Raw genomic sequence first — 19,041 nt, 5'->3', positions numbered from 1 at the left:
ATGACGAAGTCGCGCCCGGTTCTTGGAGTGATTGCCTGCCAGCGGCAGGTGGGGACAGAGCCTGCGCAGACGGTGATCGAACGCTATGTCCGCAGCGCGATGCGTTATGCCGATGTGGCTGCGCTTATCATCCCCAGCCTGCCCGATCTGATGAGCGCGGGCGAAGTGGCGGGGCGGCTGGACGGCGTGTTGCTGACGGGCAGCCCGTCCAATGTGCAGCCGCACCGCTATGCCGACGAGGGGGGCGAAGGCCCGTTCGATCCCGGCCGGGATGAAATCGCGCTGGGCATGGTCGATGCGATGACCGCGCGGGGCCGCCCGGTGTTTGGCATTTGCCGGGGCTTTCAGGAAATCAACGTCGCGCTCGGCGGCACGCTGCGCCGCGATGTATCGGCCAGCGACGAATTGCTGCGCCATCACGCGCCAGACGATGTCCCCTTCGATGCCATGTTCGATCATGCGCATCCGGTGCATCTGACCGAAGGCGGTGTGCTGCACCGGGCGCTGGGCAAGGCGGAACTTACCGTTAATTCGGTGCATTTTCAGGGCGTGGGCCGGCTGGCCGATGGCCTCACCGTGGAAGCCACCGCGCCCGATGGACTGGTGGAAGCCTATTCCACGAAGATAGGCAACGCACCCATCATCGCGGTGCAATGGCACCCCGAATGGCAGCCGGAAAAGAACCCCGACAGTCAGGCTTTCTTCCGCCTTATGGGCGACACATTGCGGGGGATATGATGGCCGCCATCGTCCCAGCCACGCGCACCAACCGCTTTCTGGCACGGATCGGCTTTTCGCCCTGAGGGGCGGGCACGCGCCATCCGTTCCCCCCAACACTGATCTTCCAAGGAAACTACCATGCCCGGCAATTACGATATCGCGGAATTGAAGCGCCTCGACGTGGCGCACCACCTGCCCGCGCAGCAGGATTACAAGCTGATCGAGGATATGGGCGGCAGCCGCATCATCACCCATGCCAGCGGCTGTTACATCCACGATGGCGACGGCAACCGCATTCTGGATGGCATGGCGGGCCTGTGGTGCGTGAATGTCGGCTATGGGCGCGAGGAGCTGGCCGATGTGGCGGCGGCACAAATGCGCGAACTGCCGTTCTACAACACCTTCTTCAAGACGGTTACGCCGCCCACCGTGCTGCTGGCGCAGAAGATTGCCTCGCATACCGGTGGCAAGCTTCAGCACATCTTCTTCAACGCCAGCGGTTCGGAGGCAAACGACACCGTGTTTCGCATGGTGCGCCATTACTGGAAACTGAAGGGCGAACCCAAGCGCACCGTCTTCATCAGCCGCTGGAACGCCTATCACGGATCGACCGTGGCGGGGGTGAGCCTGGGGGGCATGAAGTTCATGCACGAACAGGGCGATCTGCCCGTGCCGGGGGTGGAGCATGTGCGCCAGCCTTACTGGTTTGGCGAAGGCTTCGGCACCGATCCCGCGCGGTTCGCCCATGATTGCGCCGCCGCGATCGAGGAGCGGATTCTGGCCGTGGGGCCGGAAAATGTCGCCGCCTTTATCGGCGAGCCGGTGCAGGGCGCGGGCGGGGTCATCATCCCGCCGCCGGGTTACTGGCAAGAGGTCGAGGCAATCTGCCGCAAATACGGCATCCTGCTGGTCGCGGACGAGGTGATCTGCGGGTTTGGCCGCACGGGCGAATGGTTCGGCCACCAGACCTACGGCTTTACACCGGACATGGTCTCGATGGCCAAGGGGCTGTCGAGCGGATATCTGCCGATCAGCGCCACCGCCGTATCCAGCGACATTGTCGAGGTGCTGAAAACTGGCGGCGATTTCGTGCACGGCTTCACCTATTCGGGCCATCCGGTTTCCGCCGCCGTGGCGATGCGCAATATCGAGATTATCGAGCGCGAAGGGCTGGTCGAACGCACGCGCACCGATACCGGCCCCTATCTGGCCGAGGCGTTGCAGCGCATCGCAGGCCACGAACTGGTGGGCGAAGTGCGCTCGATCGGCCTGCTGGGCGCGGTCGAGATCGTGAGCGAGAAGGGCACCAACAAGCGCTGGGGCGGGAAGGAAGGCAATGCCGGGCCAGTGGTGCGCGATGTGTGCATCAAGAATGGTCTGATGGTGCGCGGCATCCGCGATACCATCGTGATGTGCCCGCCGCTGATTATCAGCCATGACGAGATTGACGAGATGATCGCCATTATCGCCAGATCGCTCGACGAGGCCTTGCCCGCCCTGCGCGCAATCGGCCAGAACGGGGAGAGACTGCCATGATCGTGGGAACCGTTCGCGAGATCAAGAACAACGAATTCCGCGTGGGCCTGACTCCGGAGGCGGCGCAGGAGCTGGTCGCCGCCGGGCACGTTGTGCTGGTGGAAGCAGGCGCGGGGCAGGGCATTGGCGCGGGCGATGATGCCTATGCCAAGGCGGGTGCGCGCATCATCCCCACCGCCGCCGAAGTGTTTGCCAGCGCCGACATGATCGTGAAGGTGAAGGAACCCCAGGCGGTGGAACGCGCCATGCTGCGCGAGGGGCAGGTGCTGTTCACCTACCTCCACCTCGCGCCCGATCCCGATCAGGCGCACGATCTGATCACAAGCGGCGCGGTGTGCATCGCCTATGAAACCGTCACCGATGCAGGCGGCGGCCTGCCGCTCCTCAAACCCATGAGCCAGGTGGCCGGGCGCATGGCGATACAGGCGGGTGCGACCGCGCTGGAAAAGGCCAATGGCGGGCGCGGCGTGCTGCTGGGTGGGGTGCCGGGCGTGTTGCCGGCCAAGGTTGCGATCATCGGCGGCGGCGTGGTGGGCTTTAACGCCGCGCAGATGGCGGCAGGGCTGGGCGCGGATGTGACCATTCTGGATCGCAGCGCCGAAGTGCTGGAGAAACTGGGCATCCATTTCGAAGCCCGCGCCAAGACGCGCTTTTCCAACCGCGCCAATCTCGCGGCCTGCGTGGCGGAGGCGGATCTGGTGATCGGTGCGGTGCTGATCCCCGGTGCCGAAGCGCCCAAGCTGGTCACCCGCGACATGCTTGCCACCATGAAGTCGGGCGCGGTGTTGGTGGATGTGGCGATCGATCAGGGCGGCTGCTTTGAAACCAGCAAGCCCACCACCCATGCCGAACCCACCTATGTGGTGGATGGTATCGTGCATTATTGCGTGGCGAACATGCCCGGCGCGGTGGCGCGCACCAGCACCTATGCGCTGGGCAATGTCACGCTGCCGCATGTGCTGAAACTGGCGGGGCTGGGCTGGCGCGAGGCGCTGAAGCGCGACAGGCATTTGCTTGCGGGCCTGAACATCGCGCACGGCAAGGTGACCTGCGCGCCGGTGGCAGAGGCGCTCGATCTGCCCTTTACCGATCCGGCGGAAGTGCTGGGCTGATGCGGCGCATCGGGCATTATATCGGTGGGCGCGACATCGCCTCGCCAACCGGGCGGCAGGCGCCAGTGTTCAATCCGGCAACGGGCGAGGAAAGCGGCCGCGTGGCGCTGGCCTCTGCTGCCGAGGTGGCCGCGGCGGTGCGCACGGCGGCGGCGGCCTTTCCCGGCTGGGCCGCGACCCCGCCGTTGCAGCGCGCGCGCATCCTGGGCCGCTTCCTGCGCATCCTGGAGGAGCGGACGGGCGAACTGGCGGCGGTGATTACCGCCGAACACGGCAAGGTGCTGTCCGATGCGCGGGGCGAGGTGCAGCGCGGGCTGGAAGTGGTCGAATTCGCCACCGCCGCGCCGCAATTGCTCAAAGGCCAGATGACCGAGAATGTCGGCCGCGATGTGGACAGCCACGCGGTGCGCCAGCCTTTGGGCGTGGTGGCGGGCATCACCCCGTTCAACTTTCCCGCCATGGTGCCGATGTGGATGTTCCCCGTGGCGCTGGCGGCGGGCAATTGCTTCATCCTGAAACCCTCCGAACGCGATCCGTCCGCATCCTTGTTGATTGCGCGCTGGTTGACCGAAGCGGGCCTGCCGGCGGGTGTGTTCAACGTGGTGCAGGGCGACAAGGAGGCGGTCGACGCGCTGCTTGCCGCGCCGCAAGTCAAGGCGATCAGCTTTGTCGGATCGACGCCGATTGCCCGCTATATCTACGAAACCGCCGCGAAGGCGGGCAAGCGGTGCCAGGCGCTGGGCGGGGCGAAGAATCACATGGTCATCCTGCCCGATGCCGATATGGAACAGGCGGCCGATGCGCTGATGGGCGCGGCCTATGGCTCGGCCGGCGAACGCTGCATGGCGATTTCGGTGGCGGTGCCGGTGGGCGCGGAAACCGCGGACCGGCTGGTGGAAATGCTCAAGCCTCGCGTCGCTGCGCTGAAAGTCGCGCCCGGCACCGATGCAGAAGCCGAGATGGGCCCGCTGATCACCGCCGCGCACCGTGACAAGGTGGCCGGCTTTATCGCCAGCGGGGAGGCGCAAGGGGCCAGCCTGCTCGTCGACGGGCGCGGCCTGTCGATGCAGGGGCACGAAGGCGGCTTCTTCCTGGGCGGCACGCTGTTCGACCATGTGACGCCGGACATGGACATCTACCGCGAGGAGATTTTCGGCCCCGTCCTCTCCGTGGTGCGGCGCGACAGTTTCGAGGATGCGCTGGCGCTGGTGAACGCCTGCGAATTCGGCAACGGCACATCGATCTTCACGCGCAGCGGCGATGCCGCGCGCCGCTTCGCCGCTGGCGTTGAAGTGGGCATGGTGGGTGTGAACGTGCCGATCCCGGTGCCGATGGCCTTCCACAGCTTTGGAGGGTGGAAAGCCAGCCTGTTTGGCGACCATCACATGCATGGCGAGGAAGGCTTTCGTTTCTACACCCGTCTGAAAACGGTGACGACGCGCTGGCCCAAGGGCACGGGCGGCGGGGCCGATTTCGTCATGCCCACGATGCGCTAGGTCCGGGCCTCAGGTTTGGGGGCTAGGGCAGGGAAGGTCTTTCCAATTGCCATAACTGCCCCTATTCCCCCGCGCCGGGGCAGAACGGCAAGGGTGATGGCACACGGCAAGTCTGGCAGCGGGCTGGAACATGTATTCCTGGAAAACCGCGCGGCCCTGCTGCGGTTTCTGCGTGCGCGCGGCGCGGGTGAGGCGGCCGAGGATCTTGTGCAGGAGGTGTGGCTTAAAGTGGCCAACGCCCCCGCCGGGCCGGTGGGCGCGCCGCTCTCCTACCTCTATGCCGTGGCCAACCGGCTGATGATCGACCGTTACCGTTCCGCGCACGCCACTGCCTTGCGGGAAAGGGAATGGACGGCGACACAGTTCGACATCGCCACCGGACGAAGCGACGCACCCGATGCAGAGCGGCTGGTGGCGGCGCGCCAACTGGCCGCATTAGTCGAGCAATTGCTGAACGATCTGGAGCCGCCACGCGTGGCGCAGGTGTTCCGCCGGCACCGCGTAGACGGGGTGGCGCAGCGCGATCTCGCCGCCGAATTCGGCGTGAGCCTGAGCACGATCGAGGCCGATCTGCGCAAGGCCTATCGCGCGCTGAACGACTTTCGGGCGAAGATGGAGGTGGCGCAGGATGAGGGTTGAGCGCCATGTCTCCGTCTTACCTGTAAAGGGACCGCAAGATGCAGGCAGATGAGCAGATCCGCGACCAGGCGCTGAGCTGGGCATTACGCACCGGCGATCCCGCTTTTGCCGATTGGGAGGCCTTTACCGCATGGCTGGAAGCCGATCCCGCACATGCTGCCGCCTATGATGCCGTGGCCGCCGCTGTGGCCGATGCGGCCGAAGTGCTGGCGGCAGCACCTGCCAATGATGATGCGCCGTTGCTGTCTGTCGCCCGCCGCCGCTGGATGGGCGGGGCGATTGCGGCCGCGCTGGCGGTGGTCGCGCTGGTGGGGGTCTTGAACCGGCCCGGCGGTGCCGAACTCTACGAAACCGCGCCGGGCGAGACGCAGCTGATCGCGCTCGCCGATGGCAGCACGATTGAACTGGCGGGCGGGACCGTGCTGGAAATGCCCGAAGGCACCTCCACCCGCGAAGCCGTGCTGCGCGAAGGGCAGGCGCTGTTCACCATTGTCCACAATGATGCCGATCCGTTTGTGTTGCTGGCAGGCGCAGACCGGCTGGTCGATGCGGGCACGGTATTCGATGTGAAACTGGGCCAATCCGGCCTCACCCTGGGCGTATCCGAAGGGGCGGTGATCTACAATCCGGCCGCAGCCAATCTGCGGGTCGATGCGGGCAACGGCCTTGTCGCGCGGCCCGGCCGCGCACCCGTGGTCGCCGCGCTTGCCCCCGAACTGGTGGGCGAATGGCGCGAAGGGCGTCTCACTTTCGACATGGCACCCTTGCGCGAAGTGGCCGAGGATCTGACGCGCGCCACCGGCATTGCCTTTACCGCTCGGCCGGGCGGGCGCGATCAGGCGATTTCGGGTAGTATCGTGCTCGCCCCGGTTCTGGCCGATCCGCGCAGCCTGGAAGGGCTGCTGGGCGTCTCGCTGACGCGGCGGGGCGACGGCTGGGAGATCGCGGGACAATAGGCCATGGCGCGCGCGCTGAATCCGCTTTGCAGCCTTGTTGCTCTGACTATGCTCGCCGGGGCAGGCCCGGCCTTTGCCCGGCCCGTGCTGGTGGACAGCCCTGCGGGGCAGGCGGGGCGCGCGGCGATTGCGCTGGCGCGGCAGACCGGCGGCAGCATTGTGATTGCCGACCGGGCGTTGGCCGAACGGCGCGTCCCTGCCATTCGCGGGCGGATGGAACCGCATGAGGCGGCGCGGCGCCTCGCGCAGGCATCGGGCGGGCGACTGGTGCGCGCGGGCGATGGTGCGTGGCGCATCATTCCCACCGCGCCCACGGCGCCATTGCGTGCCATTGCCGCGCCGTCATCTCCCGTGCGCAGTGCCCCGCAGCCATTTGAAGGACCACCTGCCGAAGCGGAACCCGGACAGATCCTCGTCACCGCCAGCAAGCGTGATCTCTCGCTCGATCAATATGCGGGGCAAGCCTCCTTCCTGCCGGGGGAGGAGCTGATCTTTGGCGGGGTTGGCGGGACCGAGCGGATCATGCAGCGCCTGCCCACGCTATCTTCCACCCATCTGGGCAGCGGGCGCAACAAGCTGTTCATTCGCGGCATTGCTGATTCCAGCTTTACCGGGCCGACGCAGGCGACGGTGGGGCAGTATCTGGGCGATTTGCGGCTGACCTATAACGCGCCCGATCCCGATCTGCGCCTCTCGGACATGGAACTGGTCGAGGTTCTCGAAGGGCCGCAGGGCACGCTTTACGGCTCCGGATCGATGGGCGGGATCATTCGCATGGTGCCCAATGCGCCCGAACTGGGCGTGACATATGGCGCAGCCATTCTGGGTGCATCGCAGACCTGGCACGGCGCGGCGGGCGCAGACGCCAATCTGGTGCTCAACCTGCCGTTCCTGGTGGACGATGCGGCTTTTCGCGTCTCGCTCGATATGGCGAGCGAGGGTGGCTATATCGACAAGCCGCTGCTCGGGCGGCGCGATGTCAACCGCACGCAGATCCTCGGCGGGCGTGCCACGCTGCGCTATGAAATCGCGCCTGATTGGACAGTTGACCTGATGGGCGTGGCGCAATCCACCCGTGCGCAGGACAGCCAATATGCCGACCGCGATGGCCCGCCGCTCGAACGATCGAGCGCGGTAGAGGAAGGCGCGGATGCCGATTACGCGCAGGGCCAGTTGGTGCTGTCGGGGCGGCTGGGCGAAGTGCGGCTGCGATCCACCACCGGCATTGTGGGCCAGCAGCTGGAGGAACACTACGAAGCGACCATGCCCGGCGGCCCGCCGCGCCGCTTCGTGCAGATGAACGATACCAGCATGGTGGCCAACGAAACACGGTTGTGGCAGCCGCTGGAGAATCGTTTCGGCTGGGTGCTGGGCCTCAGCTACACGCACAACACCACGCAGCTCACCCGCGCGCTGGAGGGCGAAGGGCAGCGCGCCGCCACCACCGGGGTGACGAACGCGGTGCGTGAATTCACGACCTATGGCGAAGTGAGCGCACTGCTGTTCGATGGCCTGGTGGCGAGCGCTGGCGGCCGTTTCACCCATGCGCGGCTGGGCGGCGAGGGCGAGGATGTGGCTCCGCAATTGCTGGCGCAGATCGCCGGCATCACCGCTGCACGGCGCGAAACCGCATTCCTGCCTGCTGCCTCGCTGCTTGCGAGACTGACGCCTGAAACGCAGCTCTACATCCGCTACCAGCAGGGCTTCCGTCCTGGCGGCCTGGCGATCGAGGGCCAACTGGTGCGCCGGTTCCGCAACGACCGCAATTCCACTTTCGAGCTGGGCCTGCGCCATGGCGTGCCGGGTTCCTCCCCTTTCGAGATGGCGGCCAGCCTGTCCTACACCACCTGGCGCGACATCCAGGCCGATTTCATCGATGCGGGCGGCTTTCCCAGCACCGCCAATATCGGCGATGGCGAGGTGTGGACGGCCAGCTTCAACGCGGGCTGGCGCGTGACGCGTGACCTGCGGGTGGATGCGGGCGTCACCTATAATGACAGCCGGGTGGACGAACCGCGCCCCGAATTTTCGACCCTGCGCCTGACCGAAGTGCCCAATGTCGCGCGCGTGGCGGGCCGGGTGGGCGTGGAGTATGGCGGACGGCTGGACAATGGCTGGGACATCACGGCGCGCGGCTGGGCGGGCTATGTGGGCAAATCGCGGCTGGGGATCGGCCCCGAACTGGGCGATCCGCAAGGCAATTACCTTGACAGCGGGCTGACCCTGCGCGTGGGGCGGCCCGATCTTGGGCTGACGCTGGGCGTCACCAATCTGGCGGACGAAGTGGGCAACCGGTTTGCCCTTGGCACTCCCTTTGCCACCGGGCGCGATCAGATCACCCCGCTGCGCCCGCGCACGGTGCGGCTGGGGCTGGACGCAAGTTTTTGAACGAAATGGCAGGCCGCGGCCAAGGTTGCGGGGCTTTGTCTCCGTCCTGAGGGAAAACACCTTCAGGAAGGATCCCCTTGATGCATCGCCACCTGCTTGCCACCTCGGCCATGGCCGCCGCTCTTGCTCTGCCCGCTATTGCCGGCAGCGCGGCGGCGCAGGACATCACCACCGCGCGCACCACGCCCGCGGCTACTTCCACCATCGCCAATGGCGCGCCGGGCAATCTGCGCATCACCTCCACCGGATCGGTGACCGTGGGTGCGGGCACGGCGGTGACGCAGGACAGCAACCACTCCGTGCTCAATGAAGGCGCGATACGCATCAGCAATGCCGATAATGCGGTTGGCATTGCCGCCAATGCGGGCACCAATGGCACGATCACCAATACCGGCACGATCACGGTGGACGAGAATTACACCCCCACCGATGGCGACAATGACGGCGATCTGGACGGCCCCTTTGCGCTGGGCAGCGGGCGTTACGGCATCCGCACGCTGGGCGCGCATAGCGGCGCGATCACCAATACCGGCACGATCACGGTCGAAGGCAACAATTCCTACGGCATTGCTCTGGGCGGCACGCAGACTGGCAATGTCATCAATAACGGCACCATCAATGTCTTGGGCAACGATACGGTAGGCATCGCGCTGGACGATGTGGCGGGCAATGTCCGCATCGCTGGCGCTGTGACCGTGCGGGGCGAGGATGCCATCGGCGCGCATCTGGCGGGCGATCTGACCGGGCGGCTGGAAGTGCAGGGCACGCTGGCGGCAACCGGCTACCGCAACACCACCGCACCTGCCAACACCGCTTCGCTCGATGCCGATGACCTGCTGCAGGGCGGCCCCGCGCTGCTGGTGGAAGGCAATGTGACCGCCGGCATTGTGGTGGCGGTTCCGCCGCGCGATGCCGACGCCAACAACCCGGACGAGGATTCGGACGGCATACCTGATGCAAGCGAAGGCAGCGGCCAGATCCAGTCCTTTGGCGCGGCACCGGCAATGGTGATCGGCGCGACCGATCGCACGGTGGCCATCGGCCCGCTGGCGGGCACCGCCACGCAATACGGGCTGCAGGTGGATGGCACGGTGCGCGGCGCGGGTGTCTATACCGGCGTGGCATCCACCGGCATCCAGATCGGCGGGCGCGGCGGCGATGTGACCATTGCGAACGGCATCGGCATTGCCGGAACGGTGGGCGCCACCGCTGTCAACGCGAACGCGACCGGGCTGAAGATCGGTGCAGGCACGCAGACCCCGCTGATCCACGTGACCGGCACGGTGGAAGCATCGGCCAACAACGCCGCTTCCGCCAGTGCCACCGCGATCCGGGTGGAAGCGGGTGCGAATGTCCCCACGATCCGCAATGCCGGCCGCGTGCGTGCGGGCGTCGGGGCGGATGGCACGGCCACCGCGATTATTGACCTGTCGGGCAATGTCACGCTGATCGAGAACAGCGGCCTGATCGCCGCGACCGGCGCCACCGCCACCTCCACCCGCAATGTGGCGGTCGACCTTTCGGCCAATACCACCGGAGCCACGCTGCGCCAGACGGTGGTGGGGGCAGGCATCACCGCGCCGTCGATCGAAGGTGATGTGAAGTTTGGCACAGGCAATGACCTGTTCGACCTGGCGGATGGCACCTACAAGGGCACGGCTACATTCGGCGGCGGCAACGATCGGCTCACGCTCAGCGGCGATGCCGTATTTACCGGCACGGCCCGGTTCGGCGCAGGTGTCGATACGCTCAGTCTTGCCGGATCATCGGTATTTTCGGGCGCGGCCGATTTTGGCGGCGGCGCGGATATCCTGACACTGGCGGGCACGGCGCGCTTTTCGGGCACGCTCGCCAATTCGGGCGGGCTGGCGGTGTCGATGACGGGCGGGGTGCTCGATGTAACCGCGCCGGCCACCATCGCCTCGCTCAATGTCAGCGGCACATCGGTGCTGGTCGCCACGCTCGACAAGGATGCGGGCGAAGGCACTTTCCTGACCGTGGCGGGCGAGGCCAGCTTTGGCACCGGCGCGCAGCTTTCCCTTCGCGTGGCTAATCTGGACGATGCCGAAGGCACCTATGCCATTCTTCAGGCTGGCACGCTGACGGGGGCGAGCAATTTGCAGATCACCAACACCACGCTGCCTTTCCTGTTCAAGGCGACGCTGGGGACGGATACGCTGGCCAACCGCCTTTCGGTGACGATTGCGCGCCGCAACGCGACCGAGCTGGGCCTGAACGCGGCGCAGACCAGCGCCTACAGCGCCATTTTCGCCGCGTTGCAGCAGGACGCGCAGATCGAGGATCTGTTCCTCGCCACCACCGATGCGGACAGCTTCCGCCGGGCGGTGAACCAGATGCTGCCCGATCACGCGGGCGGCGCGTTTGACGGCCTGAGCCTTGGGCTGCGCACGCTGGCCCGGCAGCAGGCGGAAGCGACCGGCCCGGTCTATTCCTTCGGCGGGCTCGACATCATCCTCAACGCGGCGGTGTGGAACGGCGGCAAGGACGCGGCCGCAACCGCGGGCTACGATCTGGCTGGGCTAGGCGCGTCGGCGGCGGCGGAAGTGGATACGGGCCTTGGCGCCGTCGGCTTGTCGCTGGGCTGGATGTTCAGCGATTACGATCAGGGCACGGATCGTGCTTCGGTCTATTCGCACAGCTACGAACTGGCGCTCTATTGGCGCGGGCAGTGGGATGGCTTTACCGCCTTCGCGCGCGGTTCGGTCGGCAAGGCCAACTTCAAGGGCGAGCGCATCCTGCGCGGCACGCTGGGCACAACGCCCGTGGAACGCACCGCAACGGGCGACTGGAGCGGCACCTTCACCAGCGCCAGCGGCGGCGTATCCTACGAAACCGGCGGCACCTTCTTCGTGCGGCCTGCGGTCAGTTTCGATTACCTCAGCCTGTCGGAAAAGGGCTTTACCGATACCGGCGGCGGCAAGGCGCTGAACCTGACGGTCGACAAAAGGTCGAGCGACGAATTCGCCGTCAATGGCGGCATCACGGTCGGGATCGACTTTACCGGTACAGGCCCGCGCGATGCCAACTGGTTCCGCGTGGAAGGCGAAGGCGGCTGGCGCGAGATCGTCGGCGGATCGCTGGGGGCCACCACTGCGCGCTTTGAAGGCGGCACCGCCTTCACCATTACACCCGAAGACCGCGAAGGCGGCTGGTTTGCCCGTGCCCGCGCAGTGGGCGGCAACCGCATCTTCGAACTGGGCGGCGAACTGGGTGCGGAACAGCGCAACAGCGATGTCGCCCTGACGCTGCGTGGAACCTTGCGCATGGGGTTCTAAAGCGGGCTTCTGATAGCCGCGAGCCGGTCGCAGGGCTTGCGGCGGGGGTTCCCTTTCGCTTCATCAGGTGCCAAGGGAACCCCCATGGCCCGATCCGCCTTTGTCCGCGAAGATGCCGATACACGGCGGCACAGCCTGATCCAGGCGGCCGCCGCCTGTCTGGCGCAGCAGGGCGCGCGGGGCGTTTCGGTGCGGTCGATCTGCGCGCGCGCCGGGGTATCGGCGGGCCTTCTGACGCATTATTTCGACGGGATCGGCGATCTGATCCTTGCGACTTACCGCGAGACAGGGCGCAAGGTGGCGGATGCGGTGGCGCAGGCCGTGGCGGCGGCAGGCAACGATCCGCGCGCGAGGCTGGAAGCCTATGTCACCGCCAGTTTTCGTCCACCCGTGCTTGATCCTGAATTGCTCGCCACCTGGCTCGCCTTTTGGAGCCTGGTGAAGTCCGATCCCAAAGTGGCCGAAGTGCACGGCGAACTCTATGCCGATTTTCGCGCTGGGCTGGAAGGCCTGCTGCGCGAATATTGGGGCGAGGGGGCGAGGGACGAGGAGGTGCGCCTTGCCGCCATCGCGATCAACGCGCTGGTCGATGGGCTGTGGCTGGAACTGTGCCTGGACGAGCGCGGGCCCTTCAGCCCGGCAGAGGCGGAACGGCTGGCGCTGGACTGGCTCGATGCGATGCTGGCACGCCGAGAGGGTTAGGCGCGCTCAGCCGCCAAGCAAGCGGCCCACAAAACGGCGATCCGCCAGAATGGCCGCCGCCGCATTGTGCCCCGGCGCGCCGGTGACCCCTCCGCCCGGATGGGTGCCTGCGCCGCACATATACAGCCCCTTTACCGGCCCGCGATAACTGCCGTGGCCCAGCACCGGGCGCGCGGCCCAAAGCTGATCCAGTCCCATATTGCCGTGCATGATGTCCCCGCCGATGAGGCCAAACTTGCGTTCGAGATCGAGCGGCGAATGAATCTGCCGCGCGATCACGCTGGCGCGGAAGCCGGGCGCGTGTGCCTCCACCGTGTCGATGATGCAGTCCGCCGCCGCCTCGCGCTCGTCATCCCAGCTTCGGCCGTCTGGCAATTCGGGTGCGAATTGCTGGCAGAACAGGCTCGCAACATGTTGACCTTTTGGGGCAAGGCTATCGTCCGCGGTGGAGGGGATGAGCATTTCGACAATGGGCTGCTTCGACCAGCCGTATCGCTTCGCATCGAGGAAAGCTGCGTCCATGTAGTCGAGCGTGGGGGCAATGATGATGCCGCTCTGGTGATGCTCGCCCGCTTCGGGCAGGCAGGTGAAGCGCGGCAATTCGGACAGCGCCACATTCATGCGAAAGGTGCCGCTGCCCGCCTTGAACCCGCGCATCCGGCGGCGGAAGTCGGTCGGAAGATCAGCCGGGGCCATCAGCCGCTCATAGAGCAGTTTCGGCCCCACATTGGCAGCGACAAGACCGCCCGCGATCTCCTCCCCGCTCGCCAGCTTCACGCCTACGGCCCTGCCGCCATCGACCAGCACCTGCGCTACCGGGCTTTCGAGGCTGATTTCGACGCCCAGTTTCCGGCACGCCTGCGCCATTGCCTGCGTGATTGCGCCCATGCCGCCCACCGCATGGCCCCATGCGCCTTTCTTGCCGTTCACTTCGCCAAAGACATGGTGCAGCAGCACATAGGCGCTGCCCGGCGTATCGGGGCTGGCGTAATTGCCGACCACCGCGTCAAAGCCGAACGCCGCCTTCACCGCCTCGCTTTCAAACCACTGGTCGAGCATTCCGCGCGCGGATTTGGCGAACATGTCGAGCAGATCGCGCTTGGCTTCCAGCGGCAGGCTGGCCAGAGGGCGCCCTTGCGCGGCGGCAGCGATAACCATGCGCAGCCCTTCGCCCGCATTGGGCGGTGCCTTCAGCGCAAGGGCGCGCAGGATATCGGCAATGCGTTCCAGCGCGTCGTAATAGGCGGGCAACGCCTCGGCATCGGCGGCGGAGAATTTGCGGAATTCCTCCTGCGTTTTCAACAAACCTCCACCTAGCTTGAGGTAGCGTCCGTCCTCCTGCGGCAGGAAATTGCTGATCGGCCGTTCGACCACGCGGTAGCCGTAATCAGCCAGCCGCATATCCGCGATCACTTTGGGTTGCAGCAGGCTGACGGTGTAACTGGCGGTGGAATTGCGGAAGCCGGGATGGAACTCCTCGGTCACTGCCGCGCCGCCGACCACGTGCCGCGCTTCCAACACGCGCACTGACAAGCCGGCGCGGGCAAGGTAGAAGGCGCAGGTCAGGCCGTTATGGCCGCCGCCCACGATCAGGGCATCGTATCTCTTGGTCATGGGCGCGTGTGATCCTTGCTTGTTTTACATTCGTAAGACAAGATCGAAGGCCAGGCAAGAAGGGGATCGGCAATGGTGCGGTGGATCGGGGCGATAGCGGCGCTGATGCTGTGCATGATGCCCGCCCTGGCGCAGGCGCAAACCACCTATGTCCATGCCGGGCGGCTGGTCGATGTGCAAGCGGGCCGCGTGCTGACCGATCAGCGCATCACGATCGAGGGCGAGCGGATCGTGGCGGTGGAACCATGGAGCGCACCGCCCGAAGGCGCCACCGTGATCGACTGGTCACAACTCACGGTGTTGCCCGGCCTGATCGACGCGCATACCCATCTCGCCGATTGGGGGCAGACCGATAATGTGGCCGAACCGCTGCTGCATTCCCCGCAGAAAATCGCGCTGATTGGGGCGCATCACGCGCGGCTGACGCTGGAGGCAGGCTTTACCAGCGTGCGCGATGTCGGCACCTTCCGCGCCTTTGGCGATGTCGCGCTGCGCGATGCGATCAACCGCGGCTGGGTGCCGGGGCCGCGCATGTGGGTGGCAGGCGCCTATCTCACCGTGCCGGGCGGCGGGGGCGAAGTAACTGGCTTTGCCCACGGCGTGACCGTGCCCGAAGACATGCGCGTGGGCGTGGTGCGCAACGCCGACGAAATGCGCGCGGCGGCCCGTTACCTTTTCCAGCAACGCGTCGATTTCCTGAAACTGATCGCCACCGGTGCGGTGCTGGCCGAGGGGACAGAGCCGGGCGCGATGGAATTGACCGAGGACGAAATGCGCGCCGCAGTCGATGTGGCGCGTGGTTACGGCAGCTATGCCACCGCGCACGCGCACGGGGCCGAAGGGATCAAGGCCGCGATCCGCGCCGGGGTGCGCTCTATCGAACATGCCAGCCTTATCGATGACGAAGGCATACGCATGGCGCGCGAGGCGGGCGTGTGGCTGGTGATGGATGTCTATAACGGCGATTTCATCGACGAGGTGGGCACGCGCGACGGCTGGCCCGCCGATATGCTGCGCAAGAACCGCGAGACGACCGATGAACAGCGCGCCGGCTTTGCCCGCGCGGTGGCGGCGGGCGCGCGCATCGCCTTTGGCACCGATGCGGGCGTGTTTCCGCATGGGGATAACGCCCGCCAGTTCGCCTATATGGTGCGCCACGGAATGACGCCGATGCAGGCGATCCGGAGCGCGACGATTGAAGTTGCCGACATGATGATGACGCAGGATGTGGGCGCGATTGCGCCGGGCCGCTATGCCGATATGGTCGCCGTTTCCGAAGACCCGCTGGCCGATATCACCGCGCTGGAACGCATCGCCCATGTGATGAAAGGCGGCGCCCTGGTGCGCTGAGTCGCCGCCGCGACTTGCGGCCAAAATGCGGCGCACACGGCTCGCTTCACCGCATCAACCCCTCCTGCTGTCCCTCCTTTGGGTATCCTTTTCCAAAGTGTTCATCTGCCAGACAGGTTGATGACGAAAAATCAGCTCAAGCGACACAATTGGATACATTTCGATCCTTGTGAGTTTAGATCACCTGCATGGCAGGTTTTGCTTTGTTCCGCTGGCAATGATGCCTGCGGGATTGGGATGATATTTGCTTGGGCGGGATTGAATTGGAAGGATGTCTTTATGAAGAGTCGATCTGGCATCAAGTATGCAGGGCTTTTTGTTTCGGCGGCTGGACTTGCCTTTTCGGGCACGGCCTTGGCGCAGCAGGCCGATGCCCCCTGGGATGAAAACAGCATCACCGTTCAGGGCAGCGCGCCCGCCGATCTGGAAGGGCTGGCCGCAGGGCCGGAAATCGAAGGACTGATTTCGGCCCGCGGTTTCGAGACTTTGCAGGTGACGGGCGCCGATGGAACCGCCACCACGGTTTATATCAGCGATGCCACACAGGTGCGCGGGCGCGGCGGGTTTCTGGGCCTTGGTCGGACTGAAGCCAACGCCGCTGCGCTGATCAACGGCCTGCCGGTTACCGTGCAGACGGTGCAGTGGAATGGCGGCCTCGTCGCCAGCCGCATCCGGTACCGCGATGCCGATATGCAGACTGCCGCGATGATCCAGACCGGCACCGCCCAGCGCTTTGGCGAAAACGAAATGGCGATCCGGCAGAACGCCGCCGCCACCGAAGCGTTGCGCGGGCGCGTGGGCAGTATCGACCAGTACAACATCAAGAATACCACCAATGTCTATTTCGACACCGGCCGCTGGCAGATCAGCCCCGCCGCGCAGGCCGAATTGTGCGAGGCGGCGCGGCAGGCCGAGCAGATGGACAACGCGCTGTTGCTCGTCGTCGGCTACACCGACGCCGTGGGTGACGAGGAGTTCAACCAGCAATTGAGCGAGCGGCGCGCGGGCCGCGTGGTCAATCATCTGCAACAGCAATGCGGCTGGGCGCCGTGGCGGATGCTGACCCCCACCGGAATGGCCGAAGCCGATCCGCTGGCGGATAATTCGACCCCGGCCGGCCGCGCGCAGAACCGCCGCGTGGCGGTCAACATCCTTGTCAGCAAGGCGGTTGACGGGATCTAAACGAATGGGCCGGGGCGCGGCGCTGATGCTGCCGCCCCGGCCTCCGCCTTATTCCCCGCCAATGCCGCGCAGATAGCGGTCATACCAGCCAAGGCTGCGCTCGATCCGATCCTTCAGGTAACTGGGCACGGAAAGCCCGTGGTTCTGCCCCGGATATACCACCAATTGGGTGGGGACTTCGTTGCTGAGCAATGCCTGATACATCGCCAGCGAACCTTCGCACGGCACATTCCAGTCCTCTTCCGCGCACATATACAGCGTGGGCGCGGTGATCTGGCCTGCGCGGTAGAAGGGGTAGGAAATCTCCAGCCAGCGATCGAGGTTTTCCCACGGCTTGCCCAGTTCCAGCACATAGTCGCGGCCATATTGGTCGACGCCAAATCCGCCGAGGAAATTGGCCATGCCTGCGCCCGATACGGCGGCGGCAACGCGCGGGTCGCTGGCGATCATGTAATTGGACAGGATGCCGCCATAACTCCACCCGCCAACGCCGATGCGTGCAGGATCAGCAATGCCGCTGGCGATTGCCCAACTGATCCCGGCGCTGATGTCGGCGGCATCGGGGCCGCCCCACCGGGCCATCTGCGCCTGCGCAAAGGCGGCGCCGCGCCCGGATGACCCGCGTGGATTGATGCCCAACACCGCATAGCCGCGCGCGGCGAACACCTGCCAATCGGCCATGAATTCGTGGCTGAACTGGTAAACCGGCCCGCCATGCAGCCGCACGATCATGGGCAGGCCGCGCGCATCCTCCTGCCCCGGCGGGAGCAGCAGCATGCCGTGGATTTCGACCCCGTCGCTCATAAAGCTGACATCGCGCGTGGCGGCCAATTGCCGCGTCGCCACCCAGGCGTTGTGGGGGGACAGGGTGCGCGGGGCCGCCTCCACCGTGCGCAGTGCCGTGGGTGTCATCGCATCGCCATCGAGCACCGCGATGCGCGATCCGTCGGGGCTTTGCGCAAAGCCATAGGCAAAGCGCTGGCCCCGCGTCAGATATTCCACCCGGTCCGTCGCCGGATCGATGCGGGCAAGCCAGGTATCGCGGTCGCCCTCCACCAGTGCCAGAATGTGGCGGCCATCGGCGGTGAAGCGCGGGTGATAGAACCAGCGGTCGATCTGCGCCGGCATGATCTCGCGCCCCGTGGCAAGATCGGCCACCACGAGTTGCAACGGGTTGTACCAGGTCTCCTCCGGCGGGCCGCTGCGCAGCCAGACCAGCCGCGTGCCATCGGTTGACCATTGCGGGCCGCCGCCTTCGAGGCCGGGATCGGCATCCTCGCCTGCAAAGGTGCTGATGCGCCGCGCTGCGCCGCCGCTGGCGGGCATCACATATACATCCGAACACCGCAGGCGGCCCACCGGATCGCATTCGCGGCTGACATAGGCGATCTGCGTTCCATCGGGCGAGAAGGCGGGCAGATCGGCATCGAAACCGCCCGTTGTGATCTGCGTCGCGGTGCCGCTGGCAATCTCGATGCGGAACAGATGCGTGCGCCGGTCGTCCACCCAGCCGCGGTAATCCTCGCGCGCGGCAAAGCGGGTGATGACGATGGGTGCCGGGATGGCGGGCGGCGTGGCGGAGATGTTCGCCCCCACTTCGGACACGGCAACCGCGCTGCGCCCGTCGGGGGCAAGCGTGAAGCGGCTGACACCTGCGGCAAGGTCGCTGACCTTGCGCGGGGGTGCGCCGCCCTCGCTCACCCATAATTGCGTCGCCTCGCCCTCTGCCCCGCTGCGCAGGAAGGCGAGCACGCGGCCATCGGCGCTCCAGGCCGGGCTGGATTCGTCGCGGTCGAGCGTGGGGAACAGCGGCGCGGCACCGCTGCCATCCCAGCGCGCCTGCCACAGATCGGACTGGAATGCATCGCCATCGCCGGGGCCGGTGAGGACATAGGTGACCGCATTGCCATCGGCGGTAAAGATCGCGTCGGACAGATCCTCGATCCGCAGCATGTCGTCGCTGGTAAACGGCGTCTGCGCGGCGAGCGGGCTGGCGATGAAACCCAGGCCCAATGCCACAACGGATACGAAAGCGGTTGTCCTCATGATG

13 protein-coding genes are annotated in these 19,041 nt (G+C 66.1%); 11 read left to right on the top strand and 2 right to left on the bottom strand.

All coding sequences use genetic code 11. The annotated features are described in order from the left end of the window. The 9 genes from WFP39_RS07080 (at position 1) to WFP39_RS07040 (ending at position 12,845) form a co-directional block, all read left to right on the top strand. A complete protein-coding gene (locus tag WFP39_RS07080) occupies positions 1-738 on the top strand; it encodes a gamma-glutamyl-gamma-aminobutyrate hydrolase family protein (RefSeq protein WP_336918585.1) in 738 nt (245 codons plus the stop codon). 120 nt (positions 739-858) lie between these two features. Then, positions 859-2,256: an aspartate aminotransferase family protein gene (locus WFP39_RS07075; RefSeq protein WP_336918584.1), complete on the top strand. Its 1,398-nt coding sequence runs from the start codon at positions 859-861 to the stop codon at positions 2,254-2,256. Continuing rightward, the gene (gene ald, locus WFP39_RS07070) at positions 2,253-3,368 is read left to right on the top strand and encodes an alanine dehydrogenase (protein ID WP_336918583.1); all 1,116 of its coding nucleotides are present in this window, start codon (positions 2,253-2,255) and stop codon (positions 3,366-3,368) included. Before WFP39_RS07075 ends, ald begins: the two co-directional genes overlap by 4 nt. Continuing rightward, on the top strand, positions 3,368-4,864 hold the full coding sequence (locus WFP39_RS07065; protein ID WP_336918582.1) for a CoA-acylating methylmalonate-semialdehyde dehydrogenase: 1,497 nt from the start codon (positions 3,368-3,370) through the stop codon (positions 4,862-4,864). The genes ald and WFP39_RS07065 overlap by 1 nt, the downstream gene beginning before the upstream one ends. A 96-nt stretch (positions 4,865-4,960) precedes the next feature. Further along, positions 4,961-5,503, top strand: a complete 543-nt coding sequence (locus WFP39_RS07060; protein WP_336918581.1) for an RNA polymerase sigma factor — start codon at positions 4,961-4,963, stop codon at positions 5,501-5,503. 38 nt (positions 5,504-5,541) lie between these two features. Next, the gene (locus WFP39_RS07055; protein ID WP_336918580.1) at positions 5,542-6,459 is read left to right on the top strand and encodes a FecR family protein; all 918 of its coding nucleotides are present in this window, start codon (positions 5,542-5,544) and stop codon (positions 6,457-6,459) included. Between the two features lie 3 nt (positions 6,460-6,462). Then, entirely contained in the window at positions 6,463-8,847 is a 2,385-nt protein-coding gene (locus WFP39_RS07050) for a TonB-dependent receptor (protein WP_336918578.1), read from the top strand. Between the two features lie 80 nt (positions 8,848-8,927). Further along, entirely contained in the window at positions 8,928-12,143 is a 3,216-nt protein-coding gene (locus tag WFP39_RS07045; protein ID WP_336918576.1) for an autotransporter outer membrane beta-barrel domain-containing protein, read from the top strand. 84 nt (positions 12,144-12,227) lie between these two features. Next, on the top strand, positions 12,228-12,845 hold the full coding sequence (locus WFP39_RS07040; protein ID WP_336918575.1) for a TetR family transcriptional regulator C-terminal domain-containing protein: 618 nt from the start codon (positions 12,228-12,230) through the stop codon (positions 12,843-12,845). A 6-nt stretch (positions 12,846-12,851) separates the two neighbouring features. On the opposite strand, the gene WFP39_RS07035 is transcribed toward WFP39_RS07040, so the two are convergent. Then, entirely contained in the window at positions 12,852-14,459 is a 1,608-nt protein-coding gene (locus WFP39_RS07035) for a phytoene desaturase family protein (RefSeq protein WP_336918573.1), read from the bottom strand. 72 nt (positions 14,460-14,531) lie between these two features. On the opposite strand from WFP39_RS07035, the gene WFP39_RS07030 reads away from it, so the two are divergent. Beyond that, complete coding sequence (locus tag WFP39_RS07030) at positions 14,532-15,809, top strand: Xaa-Pro dipeptidase (protein WP_336918572.1); 1,278 nt, start codon at positions 14,532-14,534, stop codon at positions 15,807-15,809. Between the two features lie 279 nt (positions 15,810-16,088). Then, the gene (locus WFP39_RS07025) at positions 16,089-16,991 is read left to right on the top strand and encodes an OmpA family protein (RefSeq protein WP_336918570.1); all 903 of its coding nucleotides are present in this window, start codon (positions 16,089-16,091) and stop codon (positions 16,989-16,991) included. Positions 16,992-17,039: 48 nt separating this feature from the next. On the opposite strand, the gene WFP39_RS07020 is transcribed toward WFP39_RS07025, so the two are convergent. Continuing rightward, entirely contained in the window at positions 17,040-19,037 is a 1,998-nt protein-coding gene (locus tag WFP39_RS07020) for a S9 family peptidase (RefSeq protein WP_336918569.1), read from the bottom strand. Between the last annotated feature and the right edge of the window lie 4 nt (positions 19,038-19,041).

Origin of the sequence: Alteraurantiacibacter lauratis, from assembly GCF_037154155.1 — a bacterium.
Lineage (GTDB): Bacteria > Pseudomonadota > Alphaproteobacteria > Sphingomonadales > Sphingomonadaceae > Alteraurantiacibacter > Alteraurantiacibacter lauratis.
The sequence above is the reverse complement of the archived record's forward strand: the minus strand, read 5'-3'. Positions and strand labels throughout refer to the sequence as shown.

What these genes read in the sequence shown, in the direction of transcription:
- WFP39_RS07080 (WP_336918585.1), top strand. Translation starts at nt 1, where the DNA reads ATGACGAAGTCGCGCCCGGTTCTTGGAGTGATTGCCTGCCAGCGGCAG.
- WFP39_RS07075 (WP_336918584.1), top strand. Translation starts at nt 859, where the DNA reads ATGCCCGGCAATTACGATATCGCGGAATTGAAGCGCCTCGACGTGGCG.
- ald (WP_336918583.1), top strand. Translation starts at nt 2,253, where the DNA reads ATGATCGTGGGAACCGTTCGCGAGATCAAGAACAACGAATTCCGCGTG.
- WFP39_RS07065 (WP_336918582.1), top strand. Translation starts at nt 3,368, where the DNA reads ATGCGGCGCATCGGGCATTATATCGGTGGGCGCGACATCGCCTCGCCA.
- WFP39_RS07060 (WP_336918581.1), top strand. Translation starts at nt 4,961, where the DNA reads ATGGCACACGGCAAGTCTGGCAGCGGGCTGGAACATGTATTCCTGGAA.
- WFP39_RS07055 (WP_336918580.1), top strand. Translation starts at nt 5,542, where the DNA reads ATGCAGGCAGATGAGCAGATCCGCGACCAGGCGCTGAGCTGGGCATTA.
- WFP39_RS07050 (WP_336918578.1), top strand. Translation starts at nt 6,463, where the DNA reads ATGGCGCGCGCGCTGAATCCGCTTTGCAGCCTTGTTGCTCTGACTATG.
- WFP39_RS07045 (WP_336918576.1), top strand. Translation starts at nt 8,928, where the DNA reads ATGCATCGCCACCTGCTTGCCACCTCGGCCATGGCCGCCGCTCTTGCT.
- WFP39_RS07040 (WP_336918575.1), top strand. Translation starts at nt 12,228, where the DNA reads ATGGCCCGATCCGCCTTTGTCCGCGAAGATGCCGATACACGGCGGCAC.
- WFP39_RS07035 (WP_336918573.1), bottom strand. Translation starts at nt 14,459, where the DNA reads ATGACCAAGAGATACGATGCCCTGATCGTGGGCGGCGGCCATAACGGC.
- WFP39_RS07030 (WP_336918572.1), top strand. Translation starts at nt 14,532, where the DNA reads ATGGTGCGGTGGATCGGGGCGATAGCGGCGCTGATGCTGTGCATGATG.
- WFP39_RS07025 (WP_336918570.1), top strand. Translation starts at nt 16,089, where the DNA reads ATGAAGAGTCGATCTGGCATCAAGTATGCAGGGCTTTTTGTTTCGGCG.
- WFP39_RS07020 (WP_336918569.1), bottom strand. Translation starts at nt 19,037, where the DNA reads ATGAGGACAACCGCTTTCGTATCCGTTGTGGCATTGGGCCTGGGTTTC.